Raw genomic sequence first — 15,770 nt, 5'->3', positions numbered from 1 at the left:
GCGGGTCACCGACATGCAGGATCTTCATGCCGTTGGTGCCACCGATGGTGTGGTAGCTGTCGCCCTTGGTGAGGATGACCCAGTCACCTTGCTCCACCAGGCCACGCTTGAGCAGCTCGTCGACCGCCGCTTGGCTGACCTTGTCGGCCGGCAGCGAAGCCGGGTCGAAGGCAATCGGGTACACGCCGCGGAACATGTTGGCGCGAGCCTGGGTAGCGCGGTGCGGCGACAGCGCGAAGATCGGCACGTGCGAACGCAGGCGCGACATGATCAGCGGGGTGTAGCCACTTTCGGTGAGGGCGATGATCGCCTTGACGCCGGGGAAGTGGTTGGCGGTGTACATCGCCGCGAGGGCGATGGACTCGTCGCAGCGCTCGAAGGTGGTGTGCAGGCGGTGGCTGGACTTCTGGCTGGTCGGGTGCTTTTCGGCGCCCGAGCAGATACGGGCCATGGCCTGTACGGCCTCGATCGGGTAGGAACCGGCGGCGCTTTCGGCCGACAGCATCACTGCGTCGGTGTTGTCCAGCACGGCGTTGGCCACGTCGGACACTTCGGCGCGGGTCGGCATCGGGTTCTGGATCATCGACTCCATCATCTGGGTCGCGACGATCACTGCCTTGTTGTTGCGGCGAGCGTGCTGGATGATCTTTTTCTGGATGGCGATCAGCTCGGCGTCGCCGATTTCCACGCCCAGGTCGCCACGGGCAACCATCACCGCGTCGGAGGCGCGGATCAGTTGGTCGAGGGTCTCGTCGTCGGCCACCGCTTCGGCGCGTTCGATCTTGGCCACCAGCCAGGCGCTGCCGCCGGCTTCGTCACGCAGCTTGCGGGCGTATTCCATGTCGCTGGCGTCACGCGGGAAGGAGACGGCCAGGTAGTCCAGGTCCATTTCCGCGGCCAGCTTGATATCGGCTTTGTCTTTTTCGGTCAGGGCCGGCGCGGTCAGGCCGCCACCTTTGCGGTTGATGCCTTTGTGGTCGGACAGCGGGCCACCGATGATCACCACGCAATGCAGGGCGTCTGCAGTAGCGGTTTCGACGCGCATGACCACGCGGCCATCGTCGAGCAGCAGTTCGTCACCGACGCCGCAGTCTTTTACCAGGTCGGGGTAATCGATGCCGACGATGTCCTGGTTGCCTTCGGTGAGCGGGTGGGCGGTGGAGAAGGTGAACTTGTCACCGACTTTCAGTTCGATGCGCTTGTTGCTGAATTTGGCGATGCGGATCTTCGGACCCTGCAGGTCGCCCAGCAGCGCGACGTGGCGGCCGTTCTTGGCGGCGATGTCGCGGATCAGGCGGGCGCGGGCCTTGTGCTCGTCCGGGGTGCCGTGGGAAAAGTTCAGGCGTGCCACGTCCAGGCCGGCGAGGATCAGTTGTTCGATCACTTCCGGCGAGTTGCTGGCGGGGCCAAGGGTGGCGACGATTTTGGTACGACGGATGGTCATGCACAGACTCCTATAGTGAAGCGCAGCGAGAGGCTACTCCTCAATTGAGCTGTAGTCATTGTTCCGTTGCACTACCGGGAGGCAGAATCAACGGTCGCTTGCACGCTGAAAGCCGCAAGCTACAAGCGGCATGCTACAAGCAGATGGATGAGCGGCCGATTCATGCATTTCGCCACTTGTAACTTGATGCTGGAGAATTTCACACAGGCGCCGATACACTTGGCATCCAAGGAGAGTTCCCATGCGCACCCTGATCGTTTTGACCATGGCGGCCAGTGTCGTCGGCTGCACCCGCTGGTCCATGGACCACCATTTGAACAATGCCTATCGCGCCTATGACCGTGGCGACTGCTCGCGGGTCATGCTGGAGCTGTCACAGGTCGACCGCACCAGCCGTGCACGGCCGTTCATCCATCCGGAAGTGTCGATGCTGCGTGGCCAGTGCCTGGAGCGGCAGAAACTTTACGTGGATGCAGCACAGACCTATCAGTACCTGATCCAGCAGTACCCGCGCAACGAATACGCCTATCGCGCCCAGGCCCGCCTGCAGACCCTGGAGAAGCTGGGCTATCTGCGAGGTGAAACGGCAGTGGCCAGCCCGGTAAAAGGTACACCTTGGCGTTAATCCCAAGGTGTCGCCGATTTCATGGTAATGGCCCATCGGGCTGCGCTAATCTGTTAAACAAGTTGTAACGATCACTGCCAGTACCTTGTCTTCCTGGCTCCGGGTACAGGAATACACAGCCGCCATGTTCATCGAACGTCATATACAACGTCACCAATTGCCTTGCGTACTCAAGGTCTACAACCGCTTTACCGACCAGCAGATCGGCTACCTGGGCAATGCCTCCGAGGACGGCCTGATGCTGATCAGTCAGTTGCCGGTGTTGGTGGGGCCAGACTTCGAGCTGCAACTGCGCGTGCCTCAGGCCGGCGGCGGGCAGCAACTGATCAACCTTACCGCCAGTTGCCTGTGGTGCCGCGAAGACGAGACGCCGGGGCATTACGATGCCGGCTTCATGCTGCTGCAGGCACCCCAGGAATACGATGATTACGTGCGCTCGCTGCGCGACTACTTCAGTTTCCGCCCGCTCAACGCCTCTGCCTGAACGCTGGCCCTGGCGCCACTGCGCCCGCTAGACTCTGGTCGACCTTGTTACAGGAAGACCCCGTGAGCTCCAGCATCTTCTGGCACGACTACGAAACCACCGGCATCAACCCACGTAACGACCGCCCGTTGCAGGTGGCCGGTGTGCGCACCGACCTCGACCTCAACGAGATCGAGGCGCCGATCAGCCTCTATTGCCGCCCCTCCGATGACATCCTGCCGCACCCCGCCGCGTGCCTGGTGACCGGTATCACGCCGCAGCAACTGGCCAGCCAGGGCTTGTGCGAAGCCGAGTTCATGACCCGCATCCATGAGCAGTTGGCCCGCCCGGGCACCTGTGGTGCTGGCTACAACACTCTGCGTTTTGATGACGAAGTCACCCGCTACAGCCTTTACCGCAACTTTTTCGACCCCTATGCCCGCGAATGGCAAGGCGGCAACAGCCGTTGGGATCTGATCGATGTGGTGCGCACTGCCTATGCCCTGCGCCCTGAAGGGATTGTCTGGCCGCAGCAGGAGGGACGCACCAGCCTGCGCCTGGAGCTGCTCAGCAAGGCCAATGGCATCGACCATGGCCACGCCCATGAAGCGCTGTCCGACGTACGGGCAACCATCGCGCTGGCGCGACTGATTCGCGAGAAACAACCAAAGCTCTATGACTGGCTGTTCCAGTTGCGCAGCAAGCACAAAGTGATGGAGCAGATTCGTCTGCTGCAGCCATTGGTACATGTATCAGGGCGTTTCTCTGCCCAGCGTAATTACATCGGCGTGGTGCTGCCATTGGCCTGGCATCCGCGTAATCGCAACGCCCTGATTGTCTGTGACCTGGGGCAGGAAACTTCACTGCTGCTGCAGGAAAGTGCCGAGGTGCTGCGTCAGCGGTTGTACACGCGGCGCGAAGCATTGGCTGAAGGCGAACTACCCGTGCCGTTGAAGTTGGTGCATGTCAATCGTTGCCCGGTGCTGGCACCCTTGTCGGTAGTGCGCCCCGCCGATCAACAACGGTTGGGCCTGGATATGGCGCAATTGCAGAAGCACGCTGAGCAATTGGCCAGTCAGCAGGCCCATTGGCGTGACAAGCTCGAGGTTATTTACGGGGAAGAAGACTTTGCCCCGTGTGAGGATCCGGAACAGCAGTTGTACGACGGATTCATCGGTGATCGAGATAGACGCTTGTGTGAACAAGTACGCACCACAGACCCGGCGCAATTAGCCAAGGGCCACTGGATGTTCGATGATTCGCGCTTGCCCGAGCTGTTGTTCCGTTACCGTGCACGCAACTTTGCCGACACCCTCGACGCACAAGAAAAGGTACGTTGGCAGGCATTCTGCCAGCAGCGTTTAAGCGACCCTGCCATGGGCGCACCGAACACCCTGGGTGACTTCGAGAAGGCGTTGCAGAGCAGTTGGGCCGAGGCTGACGAGGCGGGGAGAGCGGTATTGAAGGCCTGGCAGGCGCATGCCGGGCAATTGAAAATGCAGTTCCAGATTTGAACGCAAGCAGTAAAAAAAACGCCGGCAGCTGCCGGCGTTTTTCATGTTGTAACTGATTGCGTGATCCGCGTATCAGTCCAGCAGGGTGGCCCAGCCTTCAACGACGTCGCCGCCCCATTTGGCTTTCCACTCTTTCAGGGTCTTGTGGTTGCCACCCTTGGTTTCAATAACCTCGCCATTGTGCGGGTTCTTGTACTGCTTGACCTTGCGGGCGCGCTTGGTGGCGGTGACTTTGGTCGCGCCGCGCGGGGCCTTGCTCAGTTTGCTTTCCGGGTCGAGCAGGGCAATCACGTCACGCAGCGACTTGGAGTATTCGCCCATCAGGGTGCGCAGTTTGCCTTCGAACTCCAGTTCTTTCTTCAGCTTGTCATCCTGGGACAGGTTGGCCAGGCGGGCCTGAAGTTCTTTGATGGCTTCTTCGGTGGCGCGGTATTCGTTGATCAGCGACATGGCGTGTTCCTTAATGCATATTCAGGGAGACAGTGCAGGCAATAATAGACAGGCGATACTCGCAAGTAAACAATTAAAAAGTCACGAATCAATTAATAGCAGTGAATGGCCAGATCGCTGTTTGGTTAAAAAAAATTTACATAAATGACAGGTTAATCGCCATACCCCTTTACGAAGAAGGGAGATGGCGCGTGCGAATTTTCCCTGTCGCCGTCGCTGCGATGCCTGTCGATCAATACTGCGTTTTTCCTTCCGGGCCGCTAGAATATGCGCCTTTGCGAAGTTCTGGAGCCCCCCCTCATGCGCACCTATCGACTGGTGATTGCCTGCCCCGACCGTGTCGGCATCGTGGCAAAAGTCAGTAATTTCCTGGCCCTCTATAATGGCTGGATCAACGAGGCCAGCCACCACTCCGATGAACAGAGTGGCTGGTTCTTCATGCGCCATGAAATCCGCGCCGAATCCCTGCCGTTCGGCATCGAAGCATTCCGCGAGGCGTTTGCGCCGATCGCCGAAGAGTTCTCCATGACCTGGCGGATCACCGACTCGGCGCAGAAGAAGCGCGTGGTGCTGATGGCCAGCCGTGAGTCCCACTGCCTGGCCGACCTGCTGCACCGCTGGCACACCGATGAACTGGATTGCGAGATCCCCTGCGTGATCTCCAACCATGACGACCTGCGCAGCATGGTCGAGTGGCATGGGATTCCGTTCTTCCATGTGCCGGTCGACCCGAAGGACAAGGCCCCGGCCTTCGCCGAAGTCTCGCGCCTGGTCCAGCAACACGGTGCCGACGTGGTGGTGCTGGCGCGCTACATGCAAATCCTGCCGCCACAGCTGTGCCGCGACTACGCGGAAAAGGTCATCAACATCCACCACAGCTTCCTGCCGTCGTTCGTCGGTGCCAAGCCCTACCACCAGGCTGCCCTGCGCGGGGTGAAGCTGATCGGCGCGACTTGCCACTACGTCACCGAAGAGCTGGATGCCGGCCCGATCATCGAGCAGGACGTGGTGCGTGTCAGCCACGCCGACAGCATCGAGGACATGGTGCGTTTCGGCCGTGACGTGGAGAAGATGGTGCTGGCCCGTGGCCTGCGTTATCACCTCGAAGACCGCGTGCTGGTGCACGGCAACAAGACTGTGGTCTTCGACTGACCATGGCAGGCCCTCGCGACAAGGCCGGCGCCTGCGCGCCCCCAACCTTGGGCGAAGGCTGCCTGGCGCGTTTCGACCCCGAAGCGCTGCGCGACGAGGACGGCACCGAGTTCCCCGGTGCCGCCGCGTTGTGGCAAGCGCTCAACCCGCCTGAGGCCGCCAGCGTTCCAGCAGCGGACTCGCAAGCAGGCGAAGGCACGCTGCCCCTTGCGGCCGGCCGAGGGTAATAGCAGGTAACCGCGCGTCGGTGCATCTCATGCAGTGATCTGGCGATCAAGCCAGGCGCATTTGGTCAGGGGTTCGCGGCCTTCGGCCAACAGCTGGTGCAAGGTGTCCAGCCAGTAGTTGCGGGAGGCTGGATGGCGCATATCGATCGGGTGTAAACCCAGGCGCAACGTACCGGCCTGCTGCCAGCGTCGGTACTGCCAGTCGTTGATCAGCTTCGACAGGCTACGGCGCCAGGCGCTGCGCGCACTCCACACCAGGCCAGGGGCGTTCAGTGCAGTGAAGTCCGGCAGGCGATACAGGTATCGGGCAGTGCTGGTGTAGCGCAGCGGCAGTTGGCGCAAGGCCTGCCGGGTGCCTTCGCTCATCAGCCATGCGGGGGCGACGAAGCCGGCGACGGGCCAGCCTTGCTGGCCGAACAGCGCCAACCCAGCTTGCAGGCGTTGCAAGGCCGCCATTAGGTCGAGCCCGTAGAACTCAGCCTCATGGGTGTAGACGCGGCGCATGAAGTACTCGCCAGGCCCACGGGGCGGCGGCCCGTCGTCGGCATGGTAGTAACCGTGCAGGGCCAACTCGTCACCCAGTGCCAGGCGCCGCTCGAGCAGGCGGCAGAAGGTCGGTGAGCGCGCCAGGTAGTTGCGGTGGTGGAAGTCCGGGACGACCAGCCAGGTCATCGGCACGCTGCCGAGGGTGTCGATGGCCTGTACGAAGGGCTGGTAGTCGGGCCAGGTTTGCGGCGTGACATCGTGCAGCACCAGCATCAGGCTGCGTGCGGCGCCAGCGGGCTCAGCCATGGGTACGTACCTGCGGCAGGTGGCCGAGTACCGCCTGGTAGTGCAGCAATAGGCCGTTGACCACCTGGTCCCAGCTATAGTGCTGCTCCACATGCACGCGGGCCTGGGCACCGAGACGGGCCACGCCGTCCTCGAACGCTTCGCGCACCCCGTCGGCCAGGGCTTGGCTGTCGTTGGGGCGACACAGGCGGCCACACTGTTCGTTGACGATCTCCCTGAACGCGCCTGCACCTACGGCGACCACCGCCGTAGCGCTGGCCATGGCTTCGAGAATCACCAAGCCAAAGGTTTCCTGATCGCCGGCATGCAGCAGCAGGTCGGCACTGGCCAGTAGCCGGGCGACTTCCTGCGCAGGGCAGAACCGGTCGATCACGCTGACGTTGTCCGGCACGCTGGCCGGCATGTTCGAACCCAGCAGCAGCAGGTGGTAGCGGTGGCCCAGCAGGCGCATGCAGTCGAGCAGTACCGGCAGGTTCTTTTCCCGCGAGCCGCGCCCGGCAAACACCAGCAGGCGGCTGGTTTGCGCGATGCCCAGCTCGGCGCGCAGGCCGGGGTCGTGCTGGGCCGGGTTGAACAGTGTCAGGTCAACGCCCAGGTGCTGCACGTGCACATCCCTGATCCCCAAACGGCAAAGCTTGTCGGCCATCACCTGGCTTGGTGCCAGCACCCGGTCGAAGTTGCCGTACAGTTTGCTCACATAGGCCTCGACATTGGGCGTGCACCAGTGGCCCATGCGGTTGCTTGCCAGCAGCGGCAGGTCGGAGTGATAGAAGCCGATCACCGGTACACCGAGCTTGCGCCGTGCCTCCAACGCGGCCCAGGCGGTGAGGTAGGGGTCGCCGACTTCGATCAGGTCGGGCTGCAGGCGGCGCAGCATGTTGCACCAGGGGGCCAGGCGCAGCGGGAAACGGTAGCCGTTGCCGAACGGCAGGGGCGGGGCGGGGACGTGATGGATGCCATCGGCGTGGCTGGCGCTGGGGCCGGGGATCAACAGGCTGTGGCGTACGCCGGGCATGGCGCTGAGGCGGCGGTGTTTGGCATCGAGGTACGTCCGCACACCACCGCTGGCTGGAGCGTAGAACATGGTGATGTCGGCGATGTGCACGATCAGCATCCCTCCGGGATCGACTTCAGGACCGTCATCGGGCGTGATGCGCCGACGATGATTCGCCCTGAAGGTTGACCTTACAGAAGGATAGTTTGTTCGATCGGGCTGTGGGCTGGCAGGGGGAGCGGCGCTGGCTTCTTCGCGGGTGAACCCGCTCCCACAGTGATCGAGACAGTTTCAGGCACTGTGCAGATCCTGTGGGAGCGGGTTCACCCGCGAAGCAGGCAACTTGGTCAGAAGGTCAGATGCGGAAGCTGCCGACCAGGTGCTTCAGGCGGCCGGCCTGCTGCTCGAGGTCCGAGCAGGCGCGCAGGGTGGCCTGCAGGTTCTCGACGCCTTCCTGGTTGAGCATGTTGATTTCGTTGATGTCCATGTTGATCGAGTCGACCACGGCGGTCTGCTCTTCGGTGGCGGTGGCCACCGACTGGTTCATGCCGTCGATTTCGCCGATGCGCTGGGTCACGCTGCCCAAGCGCTCGCCGGCCTGGTTGGCGATCTCCATGCTGTCCTGGCTGTGGCGCTGGCTCTGGCCCATGGTGTCGACCGACTCGCGGGCGCCGATTTGCAGCTCCTCGATCATGGTCTGCACCTGCTGTGCCGACTCTTGGGTGCGGTGGGCCAGGTTGCGCACTTCATCGGCGACCACGGCAAAGCCACGCCCGGCTTCGCCGGCACGGGCAGCCTCGATGGCGGCGTTGAGCGCCAGCAGGTTGGTCTGCTGCGAGATACTGGTGATCACCTCGAGAATCTGGCCGATGTTGACGGTCTTGTTGTTGAGCGTCTCGATGTGCGAGCTGGAGGTGACGATCAGGTCAGACAGGCGGTTCATCGCATCGATGTTGCGCTGCACCACGTGTTGGCCTTCCTCGGCCAGCAGGCGTGCGGAGCTGGCGTGTTGCGACGCCTGGGCGGCGTTGCCGGCGATCTCCTGGGCGGCGGCACCCAGTTGGTTGATGGCGGCAGCGACGCTGTTGGTGCGGTTGGACTGCTCGTCGGAGTTGGTCATCGACGAGTTGGAGGCGCTGATCACCCGCAGGGCCACTTCGTTGACCTGCTCGGTGGCCGAGGACACTTCGCGGATCGAGGTGTGGATGCGTTCGACGAAGCGGTTGAACGCCGTGCCGAGAATGCCGAACTCGTCGTGGTTGTCGATCTGCAGGCGGCGGGTCAGGTCGCCTTCGCCTTCGGCAATGTTCTCCATGGCGCGGGTCATGGTGTGCAGCGGCTGCAGCAGCACACGGATCAGCAGGCCGAGCAGGGCGATGATGATCACCACCGCCACCAGGGTGGCGATGACCGCCGAGGTGCGGAAGTTGCTGAGCATGGTGAAGGCTTTGTCTTTATCTACCGACAGGCCGATGTACCAGTTGGCCGAAGGCAGGCCCTTGACCGGGGTGAAGGTCAGCAGGCGGGTCTGGCCATTGAGTTCGACTTCAGTCAACTCACGGGACAGTTTCGGTGTGTGCTGCGGGAACAGGTCCGACAGCGACTTCATCACCAGGTTCTTGTCCGGGTGCACCAGGATCTTGCCTTGGTCGTTGACCAGGAAGGCATAGCCCATGCCGCCGAAGTTCAGCGAGTTGATGATCTCGACCAGGCCGTCGAGGGCCAGGTCGCCACCGACCACGCCGACCGAGCGCGAAGCGGTGCTGATGATCGAGATGACCATCTTGTTGGTGGCCATGTCGATGTAGGGTTCGGTGAGCATCGGCCCGTTGGCGTTCATGCCGTCCTTGTACCAGGGGCGCACGCGTGGGTCGTAGCCATCGGGCATCTTGGTGTCCGGGCGCACGGTGAAGGTGCCGTCGGGCTGGCCGAGGTAGATGGTCAGGAAGCTGGAAGTAAGGGCATTCTGGCCCAGCAGGGGGCCGATGTTCTGTGGGTACTGGGCAAGGTTCTGGGCAACGTTCTCGACCAGCTTGATGCGCCCTTCGAACAGGTTGCGGATGTTGGTGGACGTGGATTCGCCCATCTCAGCCAGGTAATTCTCCAGGTTCTCGCGAATGGCATTACGCTGGAGGTAGTCGTTGTACAGGGTGAACAGGCTGAAGGCGAGGATCACGATGAGTGATGCCGCCATAAGAATCTTGTGGCTGAAACGAAGGCTTTTATTCATGACGTGATCGCGTCCGCTAAGGTTTTTTTATCGGGTCGTTCGCACAAAGCACGGTGGGAAAACAGTGCAACAGGTCCCGTGGGTCCTTTTCGGGTTGTAACTGTCTTTCTGTTTGGAATCATTTTGAAATATCGGCCGTTACCACGCAGAACTTGAGCAAAGGATGAAGAAGATGTCGGATTCTTTTCAAATGCTTGTAGGCGCTGGCCCTGACGGTCAGCCGGTGTCCCAGGCCATGCGCCTGGCCAATCGCCACGGGCTGGTGGCGGGTGCCACAGGTACCGGCAAGACCGTCACCTTGCAGCATCTGGCCGAGCTGTTCAGCGATGCCGGTGTGGCAGTGTTTGCCGCCGATGTGAAGGGCGACCTGTGTGGCCTGGGTGCGGCTGGCGCGCCGCAGGGCAAGGTGGCTGAGCGTATCGCCGGGATGCCTTGGCTGAACCACCGGCCGCAGGCCTACCCGGTCACCTTGTGGGATATCGCTGGCCAGTCGGGGCACCCTTTGCGCACCACCCTGAGTGAAATGGGCCCCTTGCTGCTGGGCAACTTGCTGGAGCTTACCGACAGCCAGCAGGCAGCCTTGTATGCGGCGTTCAAGGTGGCAGACCGTGAGGGGCTGTTGTTGCTCGACCTCAAGGACCTCAAGGCCTTGTTGGCGCACTTGAAGGACAACCCGCAACTGCTCGGCGAGGACAGCGCGCTGATGACGAGTGCCTCGACTCAAGCCCTGCTGCGCCGGCTGGCCACCCTGGAGCAGCAGGGCGCCGAGGCGCTGTTCGGCGAGCCGGCGCTGCAATTGCAGGATTTGCTGCACCTGGATAGCGACGGCCGTGGCCGCATCCATCTGCTCGACGCCAGCCGCCTGGTACATGAGGCGCCCAAGGTCTATGCGACCTTCCTGCTGTGGCTGCTCGCCGAGCTGTTCGAGCAACTGCCCGAGCGCGGGGATGCCGACAAGCCGGTACTGGCGCTGTTCTTCGATGAAGCCCACTTGCTGTTCAACGATACGCCGAAGGCGTTGCAGGACCGCCTGGAGCAAGTGGTGCGGCTGATTCGCTCCAAAGGCGTGGGGGTGTATTTCGTCACCCAGTCGCCCGGCGACCTCCCAGACACCGTGCTGGCCCAGTTGGGGTTGCGTATCCAGCATGGCCTGCGGGCTTTCACCGCCAAGGAGCAGAAGTCATTGCGCGCCGTGGCCGATGGCTTCCGCCCCAACCCTGCGTTCGACAGCCTGACGGTGCTGACCGAGCTGGGTATCGGGGAGGCGCTGGTGGGCACCCTGGAAGAAAAGGGCACACCGGCCGTGGTCCAGCGGGTGCTGATTGCCCCACCGCAGTCGCGGATCGGGCCGTTGAGCGCGGCCGAGCGCAGCGCGCTGATCGCGGCTTCGCCATTGCTGGGCCGTTACGACAAACCGATCGATCGCGAGTCGGCCTATGAAATGCTCTTGCAGCGCAAGGGCGCGCCGTTGGAGCCTGCGCCCCAGCCCAAGGCCGATGAGGAAAGCCTGGCCGACAAGGCCGGCGAGTTTCTGCAGAGTGCGGCCGGGCAGGCGATCAAGTCGGCGGTGCGCCAGGCGGCCAACCAGTTGGGGAGGCAGTTGGTGCGCGGGTTGATGGGGTCGTTGCTCGGCGGCAAGAAGCGTTGATGCAAGGGGCCGCTGTGCGGCCCAATCGCTGGCAAGCCAGCTCCCACAGATAAGGCTAGCGCGGTCAGTGTGGGAGCCGGCTTGCCGGCGAAAGGGCTGCAAAGCAGCCCCAAGGCATGGCTCACAGCCGCGGGTAATCGATGTACCCCACCGGCCCCTTGCCATAGAAGGTTTCCGGATGCGGCGCATTGAGCGGCGCATCGGCCGCCAGCCGTGCCGGCAGGTCGGGGTTGGCGATGAACGGGATGCCAAAGGCCACCGCATCGGCCTTGCCGCTGGCCAGGGCGGTATTGGCGCTGGCTTTGTCAAAGCGCTCGTTGACGATGTACGGGCCGCCGAACGCTTCCTTTATAAGCAGGCCAATACTGTCGTCGGCTTCCTTCTCCCGTGAACAGATGAACGCGATACCACGCTTGCCCAGTTCCCGGGCCACGTAGGTGAAGGTCTCGGCGCGGTCGGCGTCGCCCATGTCGTGGGCATCGGCGCGCGGTGCCAGGTGTACGCCGACGCGGCCGGCGCCCCACACCTCGATGGCCGCGTCGGTCACTTCCAGCAGCAGACGCGCACGGTTTTGCAGCGAGCCGCCGTAGCGGTCGCTGCGCTGGTTGGTGCTGCTCTGCAGGAACTGGTCGAGCAGGTAGCCATTGGCGCCATGGATCTCCACACCGTCGAAACCGGCGGCCTTGGCGTTCTCGGCAGCGCTGCGGTAGGCCTCGACGATGTCGGCGATCTCTTCGGTTTCCAGGGCGCGCGGGGTGGGGTAGTCGCTGAGCGGCCGCACCAGGCTCACATGGCCCTTGGGCTGGATGGCGCTGGGGGCTACCGGCAGCTCACCGTTCAGGTACGACGGGTGGGAGATGCGCCCGACGTGCCACAGCTGCAGGAAGATGTGCCCGCCGGCGGCATGGACGGCCTTGGTGACGTTGTGCCAGCCGCGGACCTGCTCGTCGTTCCAGATGCCTGGGGTGTCGGGGTAGCCGACCCCCATCGGGGCGACCGAGGTGGCTTCGCTGAGGATCAGCCCGGCGCTGGCGCGTTGCACGTAGTACTCGGCCATCAGCGCGTTGGGTACCCGGCCTTCGTCGGCACGGCAACGGGTCAGCGGGGCCATGATGATGCGGTTGGGCAGTTGCAGGTCGCCCAGTGTGATTGGATCGAACAGCGTGGTCATACCGATTGCCTCGCAGCTATCAATTGGAAACCGTGGCCAGTTCGGCGTCGCTGCCGCGCTGGTTGAAGGTGATCAGGGTGACGATCAGCGCCAGTACCGCCAGGGCCGCCGCAGCCAGCGGCACGCGGGTCAGGCCGAAACCGTGGGCGATGACGCTGCCGCCCACCCAGGCGCCCAGGGCGTTGCCCAGGTTGAACGCGCCGATATTGAGGGTCGACACCAGGTTCGGTGCTGCCTTGCCGTAGGTGACCACGTTGACCTGCAGTGCCGGTACGGCGGCGAAGGCGGCGGTGGCCCAGAGGAACAGGGTGATCTCGGCGGGGACCAGCGCCGTGCTGGTCCAGCTCAGCGCGGTGGACACCACGGCCATGGCGGTGAACACACCCATCAAGGTGGCGCCCAGGCGTCGGTCGGCGAGCTTGCCGCCGACAATATTGCCCAGGGTCAGGCCTAGGCCGATCAGCAGCAGGGTCCAGGTCACGCCACGCGGCGACACGCCTGTGACATCACCGAGCAGCGGCGCAACGTAGGTGAACAGGGCGAACATCGACGCCGAAAACAGCACGGTCATGCTCAGCGACAGCCAGATGCCGGCACCTTTGAGCGCAGCCAGTTCGGCGCGCATGTTCACGCTCTGTTCTTCGGCCTGGCGTGGCAGGAAACGCAGCAGACCGATCAGTGCGATCACGCCGATGCCGGTCACCGCCCAGAATGTCGAACGCCAGCCGGCGACCTGGCCCAGCGCAGTGCCCAGCGGCACCCCCAGTACGTTGGCGAGGGTAAGGCCGGTGAACATCAGCGCGACGGCCGAGGCGCGGCGGTTGGCCGGCACCAGGCTGGCCGCCACCACCGAGCCAATGCCGAAGAACGCGCCGTGGCACAACGCGGTGACCACCCGGGCGAACATCAGCAGGTTGTAGTCGCCGGCCACCGCGCACAGCAGGTTGCCAATGATGAACACGCCCATGAGCGCCACCAGCGCGGCCTTGCGCGGCAGGCGAGCGGTGGCCAGGGCCATGAACGGCGCGCCGATGGCCACGCCGAGGGCGTAGCCGGTCACCAGCCAGCCGGCACCGGGGATGCTGACGCCCAGGTCCTGCGCGACATCGGGCAGCAGGCCCATGATGACGAACTCGGTGGTGCCGATGGCGAAGGCGCTGAGCGCCAGGATCAATAAGGAAAGGGGCATAGCAAGGTCCTTGTCAGAGCTCTTGGCTCATCTGCGCGAGGAACGCCTGGATGGTGGCCTCGTTGCGTTTGAAGAAGTGCCATTGGCCGATCTTCTGGCTGCTGATCAGGCCGGCGCGCTGCAGGGTCGCCAGGTGGGCCGAGACGGTCGACTGCGACAGGCCGCAGCGTTGGTCGATCTGCCCGGCACACACACCTTGTTCGGTGCTGTGATGCTGGTCGGGGAACTGCGCGGCCGGGTCCTTCAGCCAGCTGAGGATTTCTCGCCTTACGGGGTGGGACAGGGCTTTTATTATTTCGTCGAGATCGAGTGGCATGGATAGGCTCGTGGTGTATAGCGGTATATCGCGATGGGGCGAAATATAAATCGGTATTTCGCGATATACAAATATGAAAAGGTTCTGAGCTGATCGAGAATCGCTATATCGGGTTATGACGATATAGGCTGACGCGGTGCTAGACTGCGGCCATGAATTACCTCGCACACCTGCACCTGGGCGGCCCGGCGCCGCAACAACTGCTCGGCAGCCTGTATGGCGATTTCGTCAAAGGCGCGCTGGAAGGGCGCTTTCCAGCGGAATTGGAAGCCGCGATCCGCTTGCACCGGCAGATCGACAGCTACACCGACAGCCACCCATTGGTACTGGCCGCGCTGGCGCGCTTCCCGCGTGAACGCAGGCGTTATGCCGGGATCGTCCTGGATGTGTTCTTCGACCATTGCCTGGCGCGGCACTGGGGGGAGTACGCCGACCAGCCGTTGGCGCAGTTCACCGGCAACTTTTACCGTGTGCTGTTGGCCGAACCGCAATTGCCGGGGCGGCTGGCGCGTATTGCGCCGTTCATGGCCGCCGATGACTGGCTGGGGGCGTATGGCGATTTCGCCACGCTGGAGCAGGTATTTGGCGGCATCGCCCGGCGCTTGTCGCGACCGGAAGGCCTGCAAGGGGTGATGGTGGAGCTGGAGCGCCTGTATGAGCCGTTGCTGACGGATTTTCGGGCGTTCTATCCACAGTTGCAGGCGTTTGCGGCGGCGGGGCGCTGAGGCGCGCAATCAGCCCAACAGCTGCTTCATCTGTATCAGCGCAACCCGGCTGTGATCCGGTGCCTGGCGTTCCTCTATATGGAAGGGTGTGAACCCAAGCTGGGGATAGAGCAACAAGCCTGCAGTGTTGTGGTTGAAGCACGACACCCAGATTTCTTGCGCTGCGTACTGTTCGCGGGCCAGCGCGATCATGCACTGCACCAGATAGCGCGCCACGCCCTTGCCGCGTGCGGCGGGGGCGACCACCACGTTACCGAGCGCACAGATGCCGCCGGCTTCTGCTTTATAGAAGTTGGCGAAGCCCAGTAGTACGCCGTCCTCTTCAACCACTGTTGAACCGCTGCGCTGGGCGATGGCCTCGCTCAGTTGGTTGGGTGTCAGCGGGTAGCTGGCTTTGGGGAACATGTAGAACAGTTCGTCCGGGCCCTGGGGGAAGCAGCAGATGGCGGGGATGTCGGTGGTTTGGACTGGGCGGTGGGTCAGCGGCATAGGGGCTTCATCCTGAAAGAGTTGGGCAAGCTTGGCGCCTGTGGTTTGGGCAGTGCCTTATATAGGGTAATGCCTTGTGTGGGCCTTGGAAGCGCTTGGAGTGGGCAAGGAGGCCTTGCTAAGCATTTAATTGCTGGGCAGGGTTGACGGCCTAATTTAATACTGTATTATTCGCCTCCCGCAGCGAGACATCGCAGCGGAGAAGCAGTAAGTTGTTGAAATTCCTAAAAAAAATTTCAGCAAGGCGGTTGACAGCAGGTTGTAACGCTGTATGATTTGCCTCCCGCTACGAGAGATCGTAGCGAGTTAAGCGGTTGAAGCTAAACGAGTTTCTCGGAAAA

General features: G+C 62.8%; 16 protein-coding genes and 1 pseudogene. 7 read left to right on the top strand and 10 right to left on the bottom strand.

Annotated features, from left to right (window positions below; translation table 11 throughout):
- On the bottom strand, positions 1-1,444 hold a 1,444-nt coding region (pyk, locus tag ACQ4N9_RS25170; protein WP_430933979.1), incomplete at its 3' end, for a pyruvate kinase.
- A 241-nt stretch (positions 1,445-1,685) separates the two neighbouring features.
- On the opposite strand from pyk, the gene ACQ4N9_RS25165 reads away from it, so the two are divergent.
- From ACQ4N9_RS25165 to sbcB, 3 genes are all read left to right on the top strand, one after another.
- Positions 1,686-2,069 (top strand): tol-pal system YbgF family protein, encoded by a 384-nt coding sequence (locus ACQ4N9_RS25165; protein WP_390968676.1) that lies wholly within the window; start codon positions 1,686-1,688, stop codon positions 2,067-2,069.
- A gap of 124 nt (positions 2,070-2,193) precedes the next feature.
- The gene (locus tag ACQ4N9_RS25160) at positions 2,194-2,553 is read left to right on the top strand and encodes a PilZ domain-containing protein (RefSeq protein WP_390968678.1); all 360 of its coding nucleotides are present in this window, start codon (positions 2,194-2,196) and stop codon (positions 2,551-2,553) included.
- A gap of 62 nt (positions 2,554-2,615) precedes the next feature.
- Positions 2,616-4,046 (top strand): exodeoxyribonuclease I, encoded by a 1,431-nt coding sequence (sbcB, locus tag ACQ4N9_RS25155; RefSeq protein WP_390968680.1) that lies wholly within the window; start codon positions 2,616-2,618, stop codon positions 4,044-4,046.
- A 72-nt stretch (positions 4,047-4,118) separates the two neighbouring features.
- On the opposite strand, the gene mvaT is transcribed toward sbcB, so the two are convergent.
- Positions 4,119-4,496: a histone-like nucleoid-structuring protein MvaT gene (gene mvaT / locus ACQ4N9_RS25150; RefSeq protein WP_110994923.1), complete on the bottom strand. Its 378-nt coding sequence runs from the start codon at positions 4,494-4,496 to the stop codon at positions 4,119-4,121.
- Between the two features lie 300 nt (positions 4,497-4,796).
- On the opposite strand from mvaT, the gene purU reads away from it, so the two are divergent.
- Together purU and ACQ4N9_RS25140 are read left to right on the top strand one after the other, a co-directional pair.
- Positions 4,797-5,648 carry a formyltetrahydrofolate deformylase gene (gene purU / locus ACQ4N9_RS25145; protein WP_390968683.1) on the top strand — a complete coding sequence of 284 codons (852 nt, stop codon included), beginning with the start codon at positions 4,797-4,799 and terminating at the stop codon, positions 5,646-5,648.
- Between the two features lie 2 nt (positions 5,649-5,650).
- Positions 5,651-5,875, top strand: coding sequence for a hypothetical protein (locus ACQ4N9_RS25140; RefSeq protein ID WP_390968685.1), 225 nt, complete (start codon positions 5,651-5,653; stop codon positions 5,873-5,875).
- A gap of 27 nt (positions 5,876-5,902) precedes the next feature.
- Here ACQ4N9_RS25140 and ACQ4N9_RS25135 read toward each other — a convergent pair whose 3' ends face one another.
- From ACQ4N9_RS25135 to ACQ4N9_RS25120, 4 genes and pseudogenes are all read right to left on the bottom strand, one after another.
- Entirely contained in the window at positions 5,903-6,667 is a 765-nt protein-coding gene (locus ACQ4N9_RS25135) for a DUF2334 domain-containing protein (protein ID WP_390968686.1), read from the bottom strand.
- On the bottom strand, positions 6,660-7,781 hold the full coding sequence (locus tag ACQ4N9_RS25130; protein ID WP_390968688.1) for a glycosyltransferase family 4 protein: 1,122 nt from the start codon (positions 7,779-7,781) through the stop codon (positions 6,660-6,662). Before ACQ4N9_RS25130 ends, ACQ4N9_RS25135 begins: the two co-directional genes overlap by 8 nt.
- 235 nt (positions 7,782-8,016) lie before the next feature.
- Positions 8,017-8,781 (bottom strand): methyl-accepting chemotaxis protein, encoded by a 765-nt coding sequence (locus ACQ4N9_RS25125; RefSeq protein ID WP_371923764.1) that lies wholly within the window; start codon positions 8,779-8,781, stop codon positions 8,017-8,019.
- Between the two features lie 93 nt (positions 8,782-8,874).
- Positions 8,875-9,855: pseudogene (locus tag ACQ4N9_RS25120) on the bottom strand (HAMP domain-containing protein); the annotation flags it as partial.
- Between the two features lie 208 nt (positions 9,856-10,063).
- Here ACQ4N9_RS25120 and ACQ4N9_RS25115 point away from each other — a divergent pair.
- Positions 10,064-11,539 carry a helicase HerA-like domain-containing protein gene (locus tag ACQ4N9_RS25115; protein ID WP_390968690.1) on the top strand — a complete coding sequence of 492 codons (1,476 nt, stop codon included), beginning with the start codon at positions 10,064-10,066 and terminating at the stop codon, positions 11,537-11,539.
- Positions 11,540-11,660: 121 nt separating this feature from the next.
- Here ACQ4N9_RS25115 and ACQ4N9_RS25110 read toward each other — a convergent pair whose 3' ends face one another.
- Genes ACQ4N9_RS25110 through ACQ4N9_RS25100 form a run of 3 tightly spaced genes read right to left on the bottom strand, consistent with a single transcriptional unit; the run spans position 11,661 to position 14,215 of the window.
- Positions 11,661-12,710, bottom strand: coding sequence for an alkene reductase (locus tag ACQ4N9_RS25110; RefSeq protein WP_390968692.1), 1,050 nt, complete (start codon positions 12,708-12,710; stop codon positions 11,661-11,663).
- Positions 12,711-12,729: 19 nt separating this feature from the next.
- Complete coding sequence (locus ACQ4N9_RS25105) at positions 12,730-13,899, bottom strand: MFS transporter (protein WP_258705037.1); 1,170 nt, start codon at positions 13,897-13,899, stop codon at positions 12,730-12,732.
- A gap of 13 nt (positions 13,900-13,912) precedes the next feature.
- Positions 13,913-14,215: an ArsR/SmtB family transcription factor gene (locus ACQ4N9_RS25100; RefSeq protein WP_110994930.1), complete on the bottom strand. Its 303-nt coding sequence runs from the start codon at positions 14,213-14,215 to the stop codon at positions 13,913-13,915.
- A 152-nt stretch (positions 14,216-14,367) separates the two neighbouring features.
- On the opposite strand from ACQ4N9_RS25100, the gene ACQ4N9_RS25095 reads away from it, so the two are divergent.
- Positions 14,368-14,940 (top strand): ACP phosphodiesterase, encoded by a 573-nt coding sequence (locus ACQ4N9_RS25095; RefSeq protein WP_125860169.1) that lies wholly within the window; start codon positions 14,368-14,370, stop codon positions 14,938-14,940.
- A 9-nt stretch (positions 14,941-14,949) separates the two neighbouring features.
- On the opposite strand, the gene ACQ4N9_RS25090 is transcribed toward ACQ4N9_RS25095, so the two are convergent.
- Positions 14,950-15,429: a GNAT family N-acetyltransferase gene (locus ACQ4N9_RS25090; RefSeq protein WP_390968695.1), complete on the bottom strand. Its 480-nt coding sequence runs from the start codon at positions 15,427-15,429 to the stop codon at positions 14,950-14,952.
- Positions 15,430-15,770: the final 341 nt, after the last annotated feature.

It is taken from the genome of Pseudomonas sp. ES1, from assembly GCF_050586605.1.
Taxonomy (GTDB): domain Bacteria; phylum Pseudomonadota; class Gammaproteobacteria; order Pseudomonadales; family Pseudomonadaceae; genus Aquipseudomonas; species Aquipseudomonas sichuanensis.
Note: the sequence above shows the minus strand (reverse complement) of the source record. Positions and strands in the feature narration are given on the sequence as shown.